General features: G+C 52.5%; 15 protein-coding genes. 1 reads left to right on the top strand and 14 read right to left on the bottom strand.

Going from position 1 to position 16,920, the window contains the following annotated elements; translation table 11 throughout:
- The 5 genes from plsX to G548_RS0103350 form a co-directional block, all read right to left on the bottom strand.
- Positions 1-981, bottom strand: a complete 981-nt coding sequence (gene plsX / locus G548_RS0103370; RefSeq protein ID WP_027847177.1) for a phosphate acyltransferase PlsX — start codon at positions 979-981, stop codon at positions 1-3.
- 12 nt (positions 982-993) lie between these two features.
- A complete protein-coding gene (fapR, locus tag G548_RS0103365; protein ID WP_022792735.1) occupies positions 994-1,566 on the bottom strand; it encodes a transcription factor FapR in 573 nt (190 codons plus the stop codon).
- 68 nt (positions 1,567-1,634) lie between these two features.
- Complete coding sequence (recG, locus tag G548_RS0103360; RefSeq protein WP_022792734.1) at positions 1,635-3,680, bottom strand: ATP-dependent DNA helicase RecG; 2,046 nt, start codon at positions 3,678-3,680, stop codon at positions 1,635-1,637.
- A 131-nt stretch (positions 3,681-3,811) separates the two neighbouring features.
- Entirely contained in the window at positions 3,812-5,464 is a 1,653-nt protein-coding gene (locus tag G548_RS0103355) for a DAK2 domain-containing protein (RefSeq protein WP_022792733.1), read from the bottom strand.
- A 27-nt stretch (positions 5,465-5,491) separates the two neighbouring features.
- Positions 5,492-5,860: an Asp23/Gls24 family envelope stress response protein gene (locus G548_RS0103350; RefSeq protein WP_022792732.1), complete on the bottom strand. Its 369-nt coding sequence runs from the start codon at positions 5,858-5,860 to the stop codon at positions 5,492-5,494.
- A 211-nt stretch (positions 5,861-6,071) separates the two neighbouring features.
- On the opposite strand from G548_RS0103350, the gene rpmB reads away from it, so the two are divergent.
- The gene (gene rpmB / locus G548_RS0103345; RefSeq protein WP_022792731.1) at positions 6,072-6,260 is read left to right on the top strand and encodes a 50S ribosomal protein L28; all 189 of its coding nucleotides are present in this window, start codon (positions 6,072-6,074) and stop codon (positions 6,258-6,260) included.
- A gap of 62 nt (positions 6,261-6,322) precedes the next feature.
- Here the strand turns inward: rpmB and rpe are convergent, their stop codons facing one another.
- From rpe to coaBC, 9 genes are all read right to left on the bottom strand, one after another.
- Entirely contained in the window at positions 6,323-6,967 is a 645-nt protein-coding gene (gene rpe / locus G548_RS0103340; protein WP_022792730.1) for a ribulose-phosphate 3-epimerase, read from the bottom strand.
- A 2-nt stretch (positions 6,968-6,969) separates the two neighbouring features.
- Complete coding sequence (rsgA, locus tag G548_RS0103335) at positions 6,970-7,851, bottom strand: ribosome small subunit-dependent GTPase A (RefSeq protein WP_022792729.1); 882 nt, start codon at positions 7,849-7,851, stop codon at positions 6,970-6,972.
- Positions 7,830-9,056 (bottom strand): Stk1 family PASTA domain-containing Ser/Thr kinase, encoded by a 1,227-nt coding sequence (gene pknB / locus G548_RS17230; protein WP_022792728.1) that lies wholly within the window; start codon positions 9,054-9,056, stop codon positions 7,830-7,832. The genes rsgA and pknB overlap by 22 nt, the downstream gene beginning before the upstream one ends.
- Positions 9,044-9,784 (bottom strand): Stp1/IreP family PP2C-type Ser/Thr phosphatase, encoded by a 741-nt coding sequence (locus G548_RS0103325; protein ID WP_040880609.1) that lies wholly within the window; start codon positions 9,782-9,784, stop codon positions 9,044-9,046. The genes pknB and G548_RS0103325 overlap by 13 nt, the downstream gene beginning before the upstream one ends.
- A 5-nt stretch (positions 9,785-9,789) precedes the next feature.
- On the bottom strand, positions 9,790-10,887 hold the full coding sequence (gene rlmN, locus G548_RS0103320; protein WP_022792726.1) for a dual-specificity RNA methyltransferase RlmN: 1,098 nt from the start codon (positions 10,885-10,887) through the stop codon (positions 9,790-9,792).
- A 2-nt stretch (positions 10,888-10,889) separates the two neighbouring features.
- Positions 10,890-12,272, bottom strand: a complete 1,383-nt coding sequence (gene rsmB / locus G548_RS0103315; RefSeq protein WP_022792725.1) for a 16S rRNA (cytosine(967)-C(5))-methyltransferase RsmB — start codon at positions 12,270-12,272, stop codon at positions 10,890-10,892.
- Positions 12,265-13,203, bottom strand: coding sequence for a methionyl-tRNA formyltransferase (gene fmt, locus G548_RS0103310; RefSeq protein ID WP_022792724.1), 939 nt, complete (start codon positions 13,201-13,203; stop codon positions 12,265-12,267). The genes rsmB and fmt overlap by 8 nt, the downstream gene beginning before the upstream one ends.
- Positions 13,204-13,275: 72 nt before the next feature.
- Entirely contained in the window at positions 13,276-15,684 is a 2,409-nt protein-coding gene (priA, locus tag G548_RS0103305; protein ID WP_022792723.1) for a primosomal protein N', read from the bottom strand.
- A 2-nt stretch (positions 15,685-15,686) separates the two neighbouring features.
- Positions 15,687-16,883, bottom strand: a complete 1,197-nt coding sequence (gene coaBC / locus G548_RS0103300) for a bifunctional phosphopantothenoylcysteine decarboxylase/phosphopantothenate--cysteine ligase CoaBC (RefSeq protein WP_022792722.1) — start codon at positions 16,881-16,883, stop codon at positions 15,687-15,689.
- Positions 16,884-16,920: the final 37 nt, after the last annotated feature.

Raw genomic sequence — 16,920 nt, 5'->3', positions numbered from 1 at the left:
CTACTCTTCTAAATGCTGCTGCATGAGGTGTGTCACGTTTTCTTCGGCCATCTGCCGGGCCTGGCGGATCGAGTGATACACAGATACGTGATCGGACGAGCCGTGGCACTTAATCAGCGGTGCCTGAAGTCCCACAAGCGTAGCGCCGCCGTGATGGGAGTAATTCATTTTCTCGCGCAAATGCATCAGCCCTGTTTTCATCATGGCAGCAGCCAGTTTTGTCCGCAGGCTTGCCATAAATTCTTTTTTCAAAAGAGAAAACAGGGTGGAGGCGGTGCCTTCGATGGATTTTAGCACGAGGTTTCCGGAAAAGCCGTCGCAGACCGCTACGTCACAGACGCCGTCGAGCAGATCCCTTGATTCTACATTTCCAACGAAATTAACCGGAGCATGCTCGAGCATCTCGTACGTTTCTTTCATTAAGTTATTGCCTTTGCCCTTTTCCGTACCAATATTAACAAGTCCGACCCGCGGATTTTCAATCCCCCGTACCAGCTGCATATATGTACTGCCTAAAATCGCGTGCTGGTACAGATGAGTCGCTTTTGCATCCATATTGGCCCCGGCATCAAGCAGCAGAAAGCCCGTGCCGTCCACTGTCGGAAGCGTCGGGGCAAGTGCCGGCCGCTCCACGCCGTGTATTCTGCCAATATGCAAAAGACCTGCCGTCATAAACGCTCCGGTATTGCCGCACGAAATACCTGCTGCTGCCCGGCCCTCTTTCACTTCCTGCACGGAAAGGACCATCGAGGACTGCTTTTTGCGGCGAATGGCTTTAGTCGGAGACTCGTCTCCGTCAATCACTTCATCGGTATGCAAAATATCAATACGTTCTGTTTTGGATAAATGTTTTTTTATTTGCGGCTCAGAGCCCACCAGTGTAATTTCAATATCTTTAAAAGCTTGGACAGCAGCCATCGCTCCAGCCACCTGGGCTTTTGGAGAATGATCGCCGCCCATCGCATCGACTACAATTCTCATTTTTTAGTCTCCTTATTCGCTCACCGAAGCAGCGTGGGAACGGTACATGACGAATTCGCCCTGAAACACTTCTTCCCCCTGCACGCGGCTTGTTACCGTAACATATGTTTTTCTTTCGGTCTTTTTTGTAACGACTGCCTTGGCAATAATTCGTTCTCCCAGAAACACCTGCCGGTTAAATTCAAGGGACGAGCGCATCGTAAGCGCCAGATCATCGTTAATTACGGCCACAGCCAGGGAATTCGCCTGCGCAAACAGGTAGTGGCCCCGCGCAATGCCGTTTCTTGAGAAAACGTGATCCTCCGTAATTTCAAGCATGCTGATCGCTTCGTGGTCCAGATGGAGGTCGATAACCTCTCCGATCACTTCCTCGAGCGGCAGCGCCTTGACTTCGTCCAGCCTTTCTTTAGCTACGTGCTTGATCCTCTCCCGGTGCTCCGGGATCGAAAGCTCCAGGCGGTCCAGACGGACAGTCTGGACGCTCACCTGAAACGACCGGGCAAGTGCTTCGTCGGTAATAAAGGGATTAGAGGCAATAACAGCCTGAAGCTCTTCCTGTCTTGCCTTTTTATTTTTTCGGGCCATAATAATCATCCACTTCTATGAGTAGGTACTAATAGTAGTATATAGACCGATTTCTTTCATTTCAACCACTAATCCAGTTTATCTTTTTGAAAGGCACCGGCTTCATCAAGATATTCCCGGAGGGCCCGGTATTTTTCATCCTTCCAGAACACCTCGCTGCGTATCAGCTTCGCCGCGTCATCCCGGGCGGTCTCGAGCGCTTTAAAGTCATGGACCACGTCCGCAATTTTAAATTCGGGCAGTCCGCTCTGCTTTTTCCCAAAAAAGTCTCCCGGTCCCCGCAGCTCCAGGTCTTTTTCCGAAAGAACAAATCCATCCTCCGTCTCCTGCATGATATTCATCCGTTCCTGGCCGGTTTCGGACTTCGGGTCGGCTAAAAGCACGCAGTAGGACTGGTGCTCTCCGCGGCCAACCCGGCCCCGCAGCTGGTGCAGCTGGGAAAGCCCGAAACGCTCTGCGTCGTAAATCACCATCATCGTGGCGTTCTGCACGTTCACGCCGACCTCCACGACCGTCGTCGAAACGAGAATATCAAGCTCATGGCCGGCGAACCGCTGCATAACGTCTTCCTTTTCCTCCGCGGGAAGCCGGCCGTGCATCAGGCCGACATTGTACTGCGGGAAGAACTGCATCAGCTGGGCATGCACATCTATCGCGTTCTGCACGTCGAGCGCTTCTGACTCTTCAATGAGCGGACAGATCACATAAGCCTGCCGCCCCTGATCGATTTCCTTCTGCACGAAACGAAGCACCCGTTCAAGCATCTGCGGCTTCGCCCAGTAGGTTTCAATTGGTTTGCGGCCCGGCGGCATTTCGTCAATTACGGACACGTCCATATCCCCGTAGACGCTGATCGCAAGCGTCCGGGGAATCGGAGTGGCGGTCATAAACAATACGTCCGGGTCCTCTCCTTTTTCTTTCAGGATCCGGCGCTGGCCGACCCCGAACCGGTGCTGCTCATCGGTAATGACAAGCTTCAGGTTGTGAAACTGCACCGGCTCCTGGATGAGGGCATGGGTGCCGATGATAATATCGATGGTGCCATCGGTAATGCGTTCATAGGCGTTCCGCTTTTCCTTCTGCCGCATCGAACCAGTCAGCAGTCCCACGGTCACCTCCGTCCCTGCAAACAGCTCCTGCAGAGACTCATAGTGCTGCTCGGCAAGGATTTCTGTAGGCACCATCAGCGCCGACTGGGCGTTTCCGGTAAACACAGCCTGCATGGCAATGGAGGCCACCACCGTTTTCCCGGAGCCTACATCCCCCTGCAAAAGCCGGTTCATCCGTATGGGAGCCTCGATATCCTCCAGGATTTCCCGCACTACTCTTTTTTGCGCATTCGTGAGCGGAAACGGCAGCTGCTTTTCAAATTCCGCCGTCGCCTCTGAATCATACACAAACGGCTGCGCCGAGGCTGACTGCCGCTCCATTCGTTTAAACATCTGCATTTTCAGCTGGAAAAACAGCAGCTCTTCATAGACGTAGCGCCTTCTTGCATGCTTCAGCTGTTCCCGGCTTTTTGGCTGGTGCAGTGCCTGAAACGTTTCGGGCTTGCCGGGGAGACGGTACCTTTCACGGATTTCTTCGGGCAGGTTTTCAGGCACTGCCTGCAGGACGTGTTTTATGGCCTCAGCCTGCATACGCTGCATCTGCTTGACTGTCAGACTCCCGGCCACGCTGTAGATTGGCTCGAGCTGCTTTTCCGGGTCGGGGGCGCCCGCCCGAAAATCCTGCACCGAGATAGTAAGGCGGTGCTTGTCCCATTTCCCGGTGATCGTCACCTGTCTGCCGATTTCTATCTGTTTTTTTAAAAACGCACGGTTAAAAAACACGGCCGTCACCAGCAAATGGTCAATTAATATCCGCACGGTCATCCGGGACTTTTTTTTGCCGAAAAAACGCACGGACGGCTCCGACTGTACCTCTCCGGTAATCGTTACTTTTTCCTGGTGCTTTAATTCTTCTATAGGGACCACTTCGTGGTTTTCATATCGATAGGGAAAATGATGAAGCAGGTCGTTAATCGTGGTAATACCAAGCTGTTCGAGCTCCCGCTGTTTTTCTTCTCCTACACCTTTTAAGTCAGAGACCGGTGATTGAAGCGTCGAATTCATAAACCGTCCCTTCCTTCCTGCTTTTGCTGTATTATACGAACGGTTGTTCACCTTTCATTATATACGTTTCCTTTTTCGCGCGAAAGAGTCACTCCCGCGCTTTACACAAAAAATAAGCCGCCCGGGGCAGCTTATTCCACAGAAACGATATACTGGTACAGCGGCTGTCCACCCGTGTGTGTTTCTATTTCCACATCAGGGTACGTCTGCTCAAGCTCTGCGGCAAGTTCACCTGCCAGCTCTTCGCTCACATCTTCTCCGCTGATCAGCGTAATAATTTCGCTTTCGCTGTCCACCATCTGTGCAAGCAGTTCCTGAAACGCCTGTTTCATTTCCTGGTGGACAGTAACAATATCCTTTTCCCAGATGCCCATAAAATCGCCTTCCTGAATCTTCTTTCCTTCGATACTTGTTTCCCTGACGGCGTGGGTGATCTGGCCGGATTTAACGAACCGGGTGGCTTCTTTCATTGCTTCTTTATTTGCCTCAGCATCTTTTGTTTCATCAAAAGCAAGCATACCGGCGAGACCCTGCGGAACCGTTTTGGTTGGAATGACCGTTACCGGCTTGTCGCTGATGTCTGCTGCCTGCTCGGCAGCCATCACAATATTGCCGTTATTCGGCAGTAAAAACACATGCTCCGCCTGCACCCGGCTGACAGCCTCGAGAAGGTCCTCCGTACTCGGGTTCATCGACTGGCCGCCGCGGACGACCTCCTGCACTCCAAGGCTTTCAAACAGGGAAGCTACCCCGTCGCCGGTCGTTACGGTCACAAATCCGTATGGCACAAGAGATACGGGGGCCCCGGGCTTTTCTGCCGGTACTTCCTGCTGCAGGGCACGGTTCTGTTCGCGCATATTTTCAATTTTTATATGAATCAGTTCTCCGTACCGCTGGGATTTTTCCAGAATTTTACCGGGTTCTTCGGCATGAATATGAACCTTCAGCAGCTCTTCATCGCAGACAACCAAAAGGGAATCTCCGTGGGCCGACAGCTCTTTTCGGAATGCTTCTTCCTCAAAGGAGGGTTCACTGTCTGCAAAACGGACCATCACCTCGGTACAGTAGCCGTACGTAATAGCTTCGGCTCCGCCCTGGGCAGCCGGGTCTTTATGATGCTCAAGCTTCACAAGCTGGTCCAGCGAAGGCCCGGATTCCCCCTCTTCTTCCTCTTCTCCGGTGAGCGCGTGCAGCATTCCTTCATATATATGCACAAGTCCCTGGCCGCCGGAGTCAACTACACCCACCTCTTTTAGAACTGGAAGCTGCTCAGGCGTATACGCAAGCGCTTCTTTTGCCGCTTTCAAAAACTGCCGCATCCATTCTTCAAGCGCAAACGCATCCACGTTATGTTTATTTTTCATAGCAAGAGAGGCTTCCCTCGCCACGGTCAGAATCGTTCCTTCCACTGGCTTCATTACTGCCCGGTAAGCAGCGTCCACTCCCTGTTCAAAAGCTTCTGCCACGTCCTCTGTACGCAGCTCAGCTTTTTTTTCGATGGACTTGGCAAACCCGCGGAACAGCTGTGACAAAATAACTCCCGAATTTCCCCGCGCTCCCATCAGCAGCCCTTTGGAAAAGTGTTTGGCCGTTTCTCCGGCATGGCTGTTCTCCTGAAGCTGTTCGACGCCGGAACGGATCGTCAAACTCATATTGGTGCCAGTATCTCCGTCCGGTACTGGAAAAACATTTAATGCATCCACCTCTTTGCTGTGCTTTTGCAGTGCAGAAGCGCCCTGCTTCAGCATCTTTGCCAGCTCAGGACCGCGTACTAATTGATCCATTTTTCTCTCTCCTTCATCCGTTGCTTCCTATGGTAAGGCTGATTCAATCTGGACGCCCTGCACGTATACGTTTACAGCGGCCACATCCAGGCCGAGCATTTTCTGAAGCTGATACTTTACTTTCCGCTGCACGTTGTGCGCCACTTCAGAAATTTTCGTACCATAGCTTACAATAATATACATATCAATATGAATGAGACCGTCCTCTTCCCGGACGACCACTCCACGGGAATAATTTTCTCTTCGAAGCAATTCCGACAGATTGTCCTTAAAATGTTTCTTTGACGCCATGCCTACGATGCCGTAGCAGTCCATGGCTGCCGCTCCTACGGCAGTGGCAAGCACTTCGAGTGTAATATCGATTGTTCCGTTTGACGAATAAATTTCGAAGCTCATGACTCTTTTCCTTCCTTTCAAGACGCCGGCTGTGTCCGAACGCTCCAGCTTCTTTTCAAAGTAACTCTGCCATTATCACTATAACCACGTTTGCCTGAAATGAAAAGCATAATTGTATTTTTGGCGAATCAACATTGCGTGTGCAGAGGCTCTGTGCTAATATGTTTGAGTATGGGTAATTTTGTTTGATATTAATAAGGAGGTGCCGCATATGTCCCGCAAGTGCTATGTAACAGGGAAAGGCCCTAAAGCTGGAAATAATCGTTCTCACGCCAACAATGCAACGAAACGCCGTTGGGGAGCTAACGTGCAAAAAGTCCGTATTCTTGTGAACGGTAAGCCAAAACGCGTATACGTTTCCGCGAGAGCATTAAAATCCGGTAAAGTCACACGCGTATAAAGCAAAAAGCGGCCAGGGCGCCGCTTTTTTTATGGCTTATTTAGTTTACATAATAATATTATCTACTGTTTTAATTCTTCGATTGCCTTCGCTTTATCCTCCTGTTTGAACAAAGCCGAGCCCGAAACAAGCACATTCGCCCCGGCTTCGAGACAGTCTTTCGCTGTCTCCCGGCTGACCCCGCCGTCCACTTCAATCTCGAGCTCCGGATTAACAACATCCGCCGCCTTTTTCACTGCCCTGATTTTGTCGAGTACGTTTGGGATAAACGCCTGGCCGCCAAAGCCCGGGTTCACGGTCATTAAAAGCACAAGGTCCACATCCGGCAGAATATGGGTGATCATCTCCACCGGCGTCGCCGGGTTCAACACTACGCCAGCCCGGCAGCCGGCTTCTTTAATCTGCTGGATCGTACGGTGAACGTGAGGGCACGCTTCTACATGCACTGAAATGATATCGGCCCCCGCATGGGCAAAATCCGCAATGTAGCGTTCCGGCTTTTCAATCATCAAATGCACGTCAAACGGTTTATCGCTGTAGGGACGAATCGCCTCGATGACCGGGAGCCCGAAGGTGATATTTGGAACGAAATGGCCGTCCATGACATCGATATGTATATAATCCGCCCCGGCTTCGTCAATTTCCTTCACCGCCCGGCCCAATTCCGCAAAATCAGCTGATAGAATAGAAGGCGCAATTTTTATCATTATTAATACCTCCTCGGAGTGGATGAAATTTCTTCGTGGAACTGTTTGTAATGCTCGTAGCGATAGGAGGGGATACGCCCTTCTTCCACATCGAGCCGTATTGCACAGCCCGGCTCCTGTCGGTGGGAGCATCCGCGGAACTTGCAGTCAGGCATTCTTGCCCGCATTTCCGGAAAACAGATATCGAGGTCTTCAGCTGTAATCGAACCAAAATCAAGCGAGCTGAATCCTGGCGTATCTGCCACCCATCCGCCATTCACCCGCAGAAATTCCACATGCCTTGTCGTATGCTTCCCGCGCCCGAGAGCCCCGGAGATGTTTGCTGTCTCGAGATCAAGGTCAGGCGCTACCGCATTCAACAGCGAGGATTTTCCCACCCCCGACTGCCCGGATAAAAGAGAATATTTCTCCGGAAAATAAGCGGCTGCCTCTCCGATGCCTTCGCCTGTTTTGGTCGAGTAAAAATGAAACGGGTAGCCGATACCCTCATAATCCTTCTGTATGGCACGCAGCGTCTCTTTTTTTGCCTCGTCTGCTTTGTCCCATTTACTCACTAAAATCACCGGCTGGATTTCTTCGTTTTCCACATGCACAAGAAAACGGTCGAGCAGCCAGGTGGAAAAATCAGGCTCGACAGCGGAAAATATGAGCAGCGCCTGGTCAATGTTAGCGACCGGCGGGCGCACGAGCTCATTAGCCCGCTCTTTAATTTCAAGTACGTATCCGTCTGTATGATTCTCTGCTTCAAACCGCACCACGTCACCTACGAGCGGTTTGATTTTCTGTTTGCGGAACAGTCCCCGGCCACGACATTGAAAATATCCTTCTTCACTGTCTACATAATAGAACCCGCTGACTGCTTTTACAATTCGACCTGTTGCCATACCTTCGCCCCTTCTTGTAGTACTTGACTCTGCCCTGCCCCGGCCGTTTCCCACACAGCCGTCTGCGTTAAGGGAAATACATGCGGAATTAATTTCGCTGCAGCACTCACGACAAACATTTCTGGAAGCAGCCAGTAAAAAAATGCCGCTCCTGAAAATACGAGTATACAGGCCACAACATACGGCCATTTTTTCGTTTTTTCCGGCTGCCGGTCCACATCCGCCGTCGTTTCCGAACCGGGCTTCTCCTGATCATCTTCCTGAACAGCCGGCGCTGCCACCATCGTATCCTCTTTAGCCAACTGAGGGTCCGACCATTCCCGCTCCCGGGCACTGGTATGGTCCTCCTGAATAAAATAAGGGCGTTCGTTTTTTCTTTCATCAGACAGCGCTGAACGGATGTCCTCATACATTTCTTCGGCGCTCACGTAACGGTCATCCGGGCTTTTCGCCGCAGCTTTTAAAATGACGTTCGCCAGACTCTGAGGGAGACCCTGCCGCAGCTTTGCCGGGTCCGGGAGCGGCTGTTGAATATGCTTTAACGCGATACTTACGGCGGATTCTGCCTCAAAGGGCACCACCCCGGTCACCATTTCAAACAAAACGATGCCGGCTGCATAAATATCCGATCGTGCACTTACAACTCCGCCTCTTGCCTGCTCCGGTGAAATATAATGAACAGACCCCATCATCGTATTGGTCTGTGTGATCGTAGAAGCAGAGGCAGCGCGGGCGATACCGAAATCAGCTACTTTTATTTCCCCCCGGTCGTTAGAAAGAAGGTTGTGGGGTTTAATATCCCGGTGAATGATGCCGTGACTGTGCGCCTGCATCAGTGCTTCGAGCAGCTGCCTGGTTATATGTACCGCCTGTTCAAGCGGCAGTGGTCCATGAAGGCGGATCATTTCTTTCACCGTCTGGCCCTCCACATACTCCATAACGATATAATGCAGTCCCTGTTCTTCGCCAACGTCATAAATATTGACCGTGTTTCTGTGGCCCAAAATAGTGGCTGCCCGTGACTCCCGGCGGAACCGCTGCAAAAATTCCTCATCACCGTTAAACTGCGGCTGAAGAATTTTAAGTGCCACCAGCCGCTCCAAAATCATATCCTCTCCGAGATACACATACGCCATACCCCCGCTCCCAAGGAGACGCTTAATGTGATAGCGGTCACTGATACGTCTTCCGATCAGCTGGTCCATACCTCTTCCTCCCGCATTACCACCGCAATCGTTATATTATCTTCGCCTCCACGGTCATTGGCTGCCTGCACCATCGCTTCCACACCTTCTTGAAGGTCTTCGTGAGAAGCAAGCATCCCGGCCATGTCTTCGGCGCCGAGCTTATTCGTCAGCCCGTCGGTACAAAGAAGCACGCCGTCCCCTTCGCCCCATTCATACGTATAAATGTCAGGGGAAAGGCCGCGGTCCGTGCCGAGTGCTTTCGTTAATATATTTTTCTGCGGATGCGACTCCGCTTCGAGTGCTGAAATCTGTCCTTTATTATACAGCTCCTGCACGAGGGAGTGATCTTCACTCTGCTGCTGAACAGTACGGTCCGTCCAGATATAGCTGCGGCTGTCACCGATATTTCCGGTCACGGTAAACGACGGATGACAGATTGCCGCGACAAGAGTCGTCCCCATTCCCGCATGCTCCGGGTAATGATGGGCGTGGCGGATGATGGCTTCATTTGCTTTCATCATGTTGTCAGTCAGCCACTCGGATGCCTCTTCAACGGAATCGACAGACGGGTTTTCCTTCCATGCGTCCTTTAGCGTCTGATAGGCCATGGCGCTTGCCACGTCTCCGGCCGAATGTCCGCCCATTCCATCAGCAACGACGGCTAAAATAGTGCCGGAAGCATGCGTGACAATGCCTCCGGTATCTTCGTTGTGAGGACGGATTTTTCCCCGGTCTGTTAAGAACATGTGGTTCACTGGGAATTAGCCTCCGTTTCTTCCTTCCGCTGATTGGCACGCAGCTGTCCGCAGGCTGCATCGATATCGTGCCCCTGCTCACGCCGGATCGTTACGTTCACCCCGCGGTCTTTTAATGCTTTTTCAAACCCAAAAATGTCGTTTCTTGTGGTACGCACGTAGTTTCTCTCCGGCACGTCATTCACAGGAATCAGGTTGACGTGGCATTTCAAATCACCGATCAGGTCGGCGAGCTCGTCTGCATCCTCTTTCTGGTCGTTCACCTGGCCGAACAGGCCGTACTCGAACGTGACCCTCCGGTTCGTTTTCTTTTGATAGTAGCGGATCGAATCCATCAGCTCCGACACATCCCATGCGCGGTTGATCGGCATCAGCCGGCTGCGGGTTTCTGTGTTTGCTGCGTGGAGGGATACCGCGAAATTGATCTGCATGTTTTCGTTGGCAAAGTCGTAAATGCGCGGCACGACCCCGCTAGTAGAAACGGTAATGTGGCGTGCACCGATGTTTAAGCCGTCATCATGATTGACAACGCGCAGAAAGTTCATCAGGCCGTCGTAGTTATCGAACGGCTCGCCGATGCCCATGACAACGATAGAGCTTACACGTTCGTCTCTTTCATCAAGCAGACGCTGGGATTCAAGCACCTGGGCGGTAATTTCGCCGCCTTCAAGGTTTCTCTTCAGACCGCCGAGCGTGGAAGCACAGAAGGTACAGCCGAGCCGGCAGCCTACCTGAGTAGTTACACAGACGCTGTAGCCGTAGTCATGCTTCATCAGTACGGTTTCGATCGTATAGCCGTCCTGCAGTTCAAACAAAATCTTAATCGTGCCGTCCTGGGACTGCTGATGAATGACCTCTTTTAACGTCGTCAGTGTAAACGAGCTCTCGAGCTTTTCGCGAAGTGTTTTCGGAATGTTGGTCATTTCCTCAAATGAGGTCACGCGCTTTTGATACATCCATTCAAACAGTTGCTTCGCCCGGAATGCCGGTTCCCCGTTTTCCTTTAACCATTGTTCAAGTTCCTCGTATTTCAAGCTGTACATGGAGGGGCTGTCCGTTTGCGGGGCAGGCGCCTCCTTTTTTAAAATCTGCATGCTTATGCTCCTTCCGTTTCTTCCTGATTATTTTTTACCGCCGCGGCAATGAAAAATCCGTCTGTGCCGTATTCATGGGGAAGAATCGTGCACCATCCGTATTCGCTGGAAAAATGCTCTATTTCTGAAATGTTTAGTTTGTCGGTCAGTTCATGGTCTGGCGTGAGTTCTGGATGCCGGTGCAAAAACGCTTCCCACACCTGTTCGTTCTCCTCTGGACGAATTGTACATGTGCTGTACACAATCCTTCCATTAAATCGTAACATACTTACAGCTTCATTCAATATTTCCTGCTGTATCTCCGGCAGGCGTGCAAAATCCTCTGCTTTTTTGGCCCATTTCTGCTCGGGCTTTTTCCGGATAACGCCAAGTCCGCTGCACGGAGCATCGACGAGCACCCGGTCAAACGTACGCGCCGGAAAGGTTCTTGTCAATTGACGTGCATCCCCGGCGGCCGTTTCAATATTTTCAAGCCGCAGTCTTGCCGCCTGCTCTTCAATCTGGGTCAGCTTTTTTGCACTCAGGTCGTGGGCGGCTACGCTTCCGTCCGGGCCGGTCCGTTCAGCAGCATCCGTTGATTTTCCGCCCGGGGCGGCGCAGGCGTCAAGAACGTCCATGCTCTCTTCGATCATCAGCGCTTCGCCGGCTTTCATCGAGCTTTCGTCCTGCACCGTTATATAGCCATTCTGATACGTTTCGGTGAGGAGAACATTTCCTTTTTCTACAATTAATGCTTTCTCTGCAATAGCCCCGCGGGTTGTCTGAATGCCTTCCTGCTCGAGCATTTCCTGCACGTCTTCGAGTTCAGCCTCCGGGGAGACCCGCACATTCGTTTTTGGCGTGACGTTATTTGCTTCGGCGATACGGAGGGCTGTTTCCTCTCCGTAGGCCGCCTGCCATTCCTTCAGCATCCATGCCGGATGGCTGTAGTCGACGGCCATCCGTTCCTCTGCATTTTTGATTGCAGAGGTGTCGGGAAATCCTTTGCGCTGCAGGGAGCGAAGCACCCCGTTCACAAAACCGCTCACCCCTTTGTTCCCCCGCTGCTTCGCGATTTTTACCGCCTCATCCACAACGGCGTGATCCGGCACCCGGTCAAGATAGCGCATCTGATACACACTCATGCGCAGAAGCACGCGTACCCAGGCGTCAAGCCTCTCAATCGGTTTGTTGACAAAAACCCCGAGCACGTAGTCAAGGGTGTTCTGGCGCCGCAGCGTGCCGTAAACAATTTCGGTCAAGAGGCCTGCGTCCTCCCTCGACCAGGCTTTTCCGGCGAGCTCGTGATGGAGCAGCAGGTGGCTGAATGCCTGTCCGGTCTCCACCCGTTCGAGCAGGGAAGCAGCTGTATACCGGAGGGAATGGGAAGGTTCCGTTTTATTCATCAAAGCTCTCTCCTTTGGACCAGCCGTGGCTTCCCCGCAAAAACTCGGACGTTTTCATCCGTTTTTTTCCGGCCGGCTGAAGCTCCCAGATCCGGACCGTGGTGCCATCACCGGCTGTCACATCAATATAGTCATCCGCGATGACGGTAATAGTGCCCGCTTCAGCACGGACGGATGCGTCAATCCATTCGGCCCGCCACAGCTTAATCGACTTTCCATCTTTCTCTGTATAGGCTACCGGCCACGGATTCATTCCCCGGATCTGGTTATAGATCGAGCGGCCGCTCTGCTTCCAGTTGATTCTTTCCTGACCGCGCTGGATATTGGACGCAAACGTTACCTTTTCTTCATTCTGGGGAATCCGTTCCGCCGTCCCGTCAATAACCGCGGGCAGCGTGTCGATCAAAAGATCAGCCCCAACGGCGCTCAGCTTGTCATGCACGTCTCCGACCGTATCCTCCCAATCAATGGCGACTTCCTGCTGACGGATGATGTCGCCGGCATCAAGCTTTGCAACCATATCCATGATCGTAACGCCTGTTTTTTCCCGGCCATCGATAACCGCCTGGTGAATCGGGGCGCCTCCGCGGTATTCAGGCAGCAGGGAAGCGTGCACATTCACCGCTGCAATGGACGGAGCTTCGAGAAGCTTCTTCGGCAGAATCTGGCCGAAGGCCGCTGTAATAATTAAATCGGGCTTCTCTGCCAGCATTTCGTTTAATGAGGCTTCGTTTTTCAGCTTTTCCGGCTGCAGTACAGGAAGCTCCCGCCTTTGGGCTTCTACTTTAACCGGCGGCGGGGTCAGCTCTTTTTTTCTTCCTTTCGGGCGGTCCGGCTGAGTGACCACCGCAGTTACCGGATAGCCCTCTTCAAGCAGACGCCGCAGGATTGGGACCGAAAAGTCCGGCGTTCCCATAAATAAAATGTTCATATTTATCCCTCTTTTCACAATACACAGCCCCGTGCGTCGGTCACTATCGAAGCAGCGGGGCTGGCGTTTACCTTATAGAAACAACTGCGGGTACATATCAATCGTAATAAACAGCTTATCCTGGGCTGTCTCTTTTTGATAATGTACAGCAATATCATTCAGGATTTTCGTTAATTCAGGCTCATCCCTGTATTTTATCATGCATTGGTACCGATATCTATCCTTGATCCTTGCAATTGGAGAAACGGTCGGCCCGAGAATTTTTGCCTGCGGCGACAATTCCTCCCGCAGCCGGCTCGTCACTTTTTCCGCCGTCTTTAACGCTACCCCGATCTCTTCGTGAGAGACGTTGACCATCGTTAAATAGTAGTAAGGCGGATAGCCGCCCCGCTTGCGCTGGCCCATTTCATGCCGGCTAAACGACGGGTAGTCATGGTTTTTAGCAAACTGGATGCTGTAATGATCAGGGCTGTAGGATTGAATCACTACTTCGCCCTGCAGCTTATCCCGGCCGGCCCGGCCGCTCACCTGCGTAAGCAGCTGAAAGGTTCTCTCCGGCGCCCGGAAATCGGGCAGATGCAGCATGGTGTCTGCGGCAAGCACACCGACCAGCGTAATCATTGGGAAGTCCAGGCCTTTGGCAATCATCTGGGTGCCGAGCAGAATGTCCGCTTCTCCGTTTCCAAACCGGCGGAGCATCTGTTCATGGGAGCCTTTCTTCGTGGTGGTGTCCATATCCATCCGGATAATCCTCGCCTCCGGCAGTACCTTCGTCAGCTCCTCCTCCACCTTCTGGGTGCCCGTGCCGAAATAGCGGATCTGTTCGCTTTCACAGGACGGGCACGTCGCAGGCATCGTTTCTTCATAGCCGCAGTAGTGACACTTCAGCTGATGCTTTGTCTGATGGTATGTGAGCGTAATTTCACAGTGGGGGCATTCAGCGGTATAGCCGCATGAACGGCACATGACAAACGAAGAATAGCCGCGCCGGTTTAAAAACAAAATGCTCTGCTCCCCTTTTTCCAAACGGTCCTTCAGCTTTTCAAGAAGCGTTTCGGAAAATACCGACCGGTTGCCTTTATGAAGCTCGTCTCTCATATCCACAACGTCGATGGCAGGCAGCTGTTTCTGGTTGATTCTCTCCGGCATTTCAAGCAGCTGATAAACGTCCCGGCCGGCACGGGCGTAGGATTCCAGCGACGGCGTAGCGCTTCCCAGTACGACCGGTGCTCCGTGATACCTGCCTCTCCAGATCGCTACCTCCCGGGCGTGATACCTGGGGTGATCCTCCTGCTTGTAGCTGCCTTCGTGTTCTTCATCAATAATAATCAAACCAACGTTCTTAAAAGGGGCAAAAATCGCCGATCGTGCCCCGACTGCTACTTTTGCATCTCCGGCATGCACTCTGCGCCATTCGTCATAACGCTCGCCTCTTGAGAGAGCGCTGTGCATCACCGCCACCTGGTCACCAAACCGCCCTTTAAAGCGTTCAACCATTTGCGGGGTGAGCGAAATTTCCGGCACGAGCACAATCGCCTCCCGCCCCTGCTGCAGCACGCGGTCAATGGCCTGCAGATACACTTCTGTTTTTCCGCTTCCGGTGACCCCGTGAAGCAAAAACGTATGATGTCTGCGCTGTGACGTTTTTTCCGTGATCGGGTCCAGGGCCCGCTGCTGGTCCCGGGTGAGCTCCTGCGGAGGAGTCGCTTCAAAGGAGCGGTCTTCAAACGGGTCCCGGTACGATTCCTGGTCCCGCTCCATAAGAATATTTTTTTCCACAAGACCCTGAATGACAGCACGGCTCGCCGTCTGCTCATGCAGCAGCTGAGCCGCGGGCACGGCCGCCTCTTCATCTCCAATCGAAAGAAACCAATCATACAGCTCCAGCTGTTTTTTCGCTTTCGCAGTAAGAGAAGCTGCATGCGCCCGGTGCTCCGGATGAAGCCGCAGCATCCGCTTCGTCTGTTTTTTCGTCTGGTCCTTCACCTGGTAATCAATCCGGATTTGTTCACGCCGCACAGCTTCCTGCACGTGCTGCATCACTGCTTTATCGTCCGGGAGGTCCTTCCAATCGATCGCCGTCTGCTTCTGAAATACCGCCTGCAGTACAGGCGGCAGGGTCTCCACAGATACGAGCAGCTCCATTTTCTTTTTTGGCTTTGCCCGGATCGCCGCCGGAATCATCGACTGGTAGGCCGTAATTAAAAAACAGACCGTTTCCACGGCCAGATACTCTCCGAGCTCAAGCAGCTCCTGGGTGAGCACCGGATGAGGATCAAGCACGTCTGTAATCGGCTTGACCCGGGCAAGCTCTGTTTTGTCTTCGATCCGCCAGATAAACCCCTGAATTTTCCGGGCTCCAAACGGCACTGTCACTCTCGATCCAGGGTGCGCAAGCATTTCGAGTGAAGCCGGAATCTGGTAATCAAAGGCCCGGTTCGTCTGGCCGGTCGCTATATCAACAATTACTTTGGCGTACATAGTTACGCGTCTCCTATTCGTTTCTGCAGCCAGGACATAATTTCTGCCGCTGCCTCGTGCTTCGACTGGGCTGGAAAAGAGAGAGCCCCGTTTTCATCCACGAAGGTGATTGTATTTTCGTCGGCACGAAAGCCCGAACCTGCTTTACCGATTTCATTGGCGACAATTAGATCGGCATTTTTACGCTGCCGCTTGCTTTCTGCGTATTCCTCGAGGTGTTCCGATTCTGCAGCGAAGCCAATCAGAAGCTGATGCTTCTTTTTCTCTCCGAGCTCCCGGAGAATATCCGGGGTTTTCACCATCGGTATCTCCAGCCCATCGTCCTTTTTCTTCTGCTTTTTTTCATAAACGGTTTCCGGCCGGTAATCAGACACAGCAGCTGCTTTAATCACCACATCCGAGGTATCATAATAGGTCAGTACGGCTTCGCGCATATCCTCCACGCTTTCCACGTCGATTCTTGTCTGGACGCCGCCGGGAGTCGAGAGCGTCACGGGCCCGGCGACCAGCGTCACCTCAGCTCCCCGCCGGGCTGCCTCCTCCGCAATCGCAAAACCCATTTTTCCGCTCGACGGGTTTGTAACGACCCGGAACGGATCAATATGCTCATGCGTTGGGCCGGCTGTGACAAGCACCCGCTTGCCTGCAAGCGGCGTGCCGACATCTTCGGCATCCTGGACAAACTGCATAATGTCCTCGGGTTCCGCCATCCGGCCTTTCCCAATCCAGCCGCAGGCAAGATAGCCCTCCCCGGGTTCAATGAACCGGTAGCCGTCCTGCTTTAACGTCTCCTTGTTGCGCTGAAAGCTCGGGTGATTATACATGTTCACATTCATCGCCGGCGCGACGTAGACGTTGGCAAGTGTTGCCATCATTGTAGTCGTGAGCATATCATCTGCAAGTCCGTTCGCAAGCTTTCCGAGCGTATTGGCCGAGGCAGGCGCTACAATAAATACGTCCGCCCAGTCCGCGACGTCAATATGGGAAACGACCGAGGGATCGGCTTCTGCAAACGTGTCGTCGTACACTCTTGAGCGGGTCAGCGCCTGAAATGTAAGCGGGGTAATAAACTCTTTAGCCTCCGGAGTCATAATAATACGCAGCTCCGCCCCTGCCTGGTACAGCTTGCTTGCAAGCGCCGCGGCTTTAAAGGCAGCTATTCCTCCCGTAACGCCAAGTACAATTTTTTTACCTTTCACAGCTTTCTCCTCCTTTTACAGGCACTTCCAGGCTAAA

It is taken from the genome of Marinococcus halotolerans DSM 16375 (assembly GCF_000420725.1).
GTDB classification, from domain to species: Bacteria; Bacillota; Bacilli; order Bacillales; family Marinococcaceae; genus Marinococcus; species Marinococcus halotolerans.
Note: the sequence above shows the minus strand (reverse complement) of the source record. Positions and strands in the feature narration are given on the sequence as shown.

What these genes read in the sequence shown, in the direction of transcription:
- G548_RS0103325 (WP_040880609.1), bottom strand. Translation starts at nt 9,784, where the DNA reads ATGTTCTTAACAGACCGGGGAAAAATCCGTCCTCACAACGAAGATACC.
- rpmB (WP_022792731.1), top strand. Translation starts at nt 6,072, where the DNA reads ATGTCCCGCAAGTGCTATGTAACAGGGAAAGGCCCTAAAGCTGGAAAT.
- fapR (WP_022792735.1), bottom strand. Translation starts at nt 1,566, where the DNA reads ATGGCCCGAAAAAATAAAAAGGCAAGACAGGAAGAGCTTCAGGCTGTT.
- rlmN (WP_022792726.1), bottom strand. Translation starts at nt 10,887, where the DNA reads ATGCAGATTTTAAAAAAGGAGGCGCCTGCCCCGCAAACGGACAGCCCC.
- rsgA (WP_022792729.1), bottom strand. Translation starts at nt 7,851, where the DNA reads ATGGCAACAGGTCGAATTGTAAAAGCAGTCAGCGGGTTCTATTATGTA.
- G548_RS0103355 (WP_022792733.1), bottom strand. Translation starts at nt 5,464, where the DNA reads ATGGATCAATTAGTACGCGGTCCTGAGCTGGCAAAGATGCTGAAGCAG.
- recG (WP_022792734.1), bottom strand. Translation starts at nt 3,680, where the DNA reads ATGAATTCGACGCTTCAATCACCGGTCTCTGACTTAAAAGGTGTAGGA.
- fmt (WP_022792724.1), bottom strand. Translation starts at nt 13,203, where the DNA reads ATGAACATTTTATTTATGGGAACGCCGGACTTTTCGGTCCCAATCCTG.
- G548_RS0103350 (WP_022792732.1), bottom strand. Translation starts at nt 5,860, where the DNA reads ATGAGCTTCGAAATTTATTCGTCAAACGGAACAATCGATATTACACTC.
- rsmB (WP_022792725.1), bottom strand. Translation starts at nt 12,272, where the DNA reads ATGAATAAAACGGAACCTTCCCATTCCCTCCGGTATACAGCTGCTTCC.
- plsX (WP_027847177.1), bottom strand. Translation starts at nt 981, where the DNA reads ATGAGAATTGTAGTCGATGCGATGGGCGGCGATCATTCTCCAAAAGCC.
- pknB (WP_022792728.1), bottom strand. Translation starts at nt 9,056, where the DNA reads ATGGACCAGCTGATCGGAAGACGTATCAGTGACCGCTATCACATTAAG.
- priA (WP_022792723.1), bottom strand. Translation starts at nt 15,684, where the DNA reads ATGTACGCCAAAGTAATTGTTGATATAGCGACCGGCCAGACGAACCGG.
- rpe (WP_022792730.1), bottom strand. Translation starts at nt 6,967, where the DNA reads ATGATAAAAATTGCGCCTTCTATTCTATCAGCTGATTTTGCGGAATTG.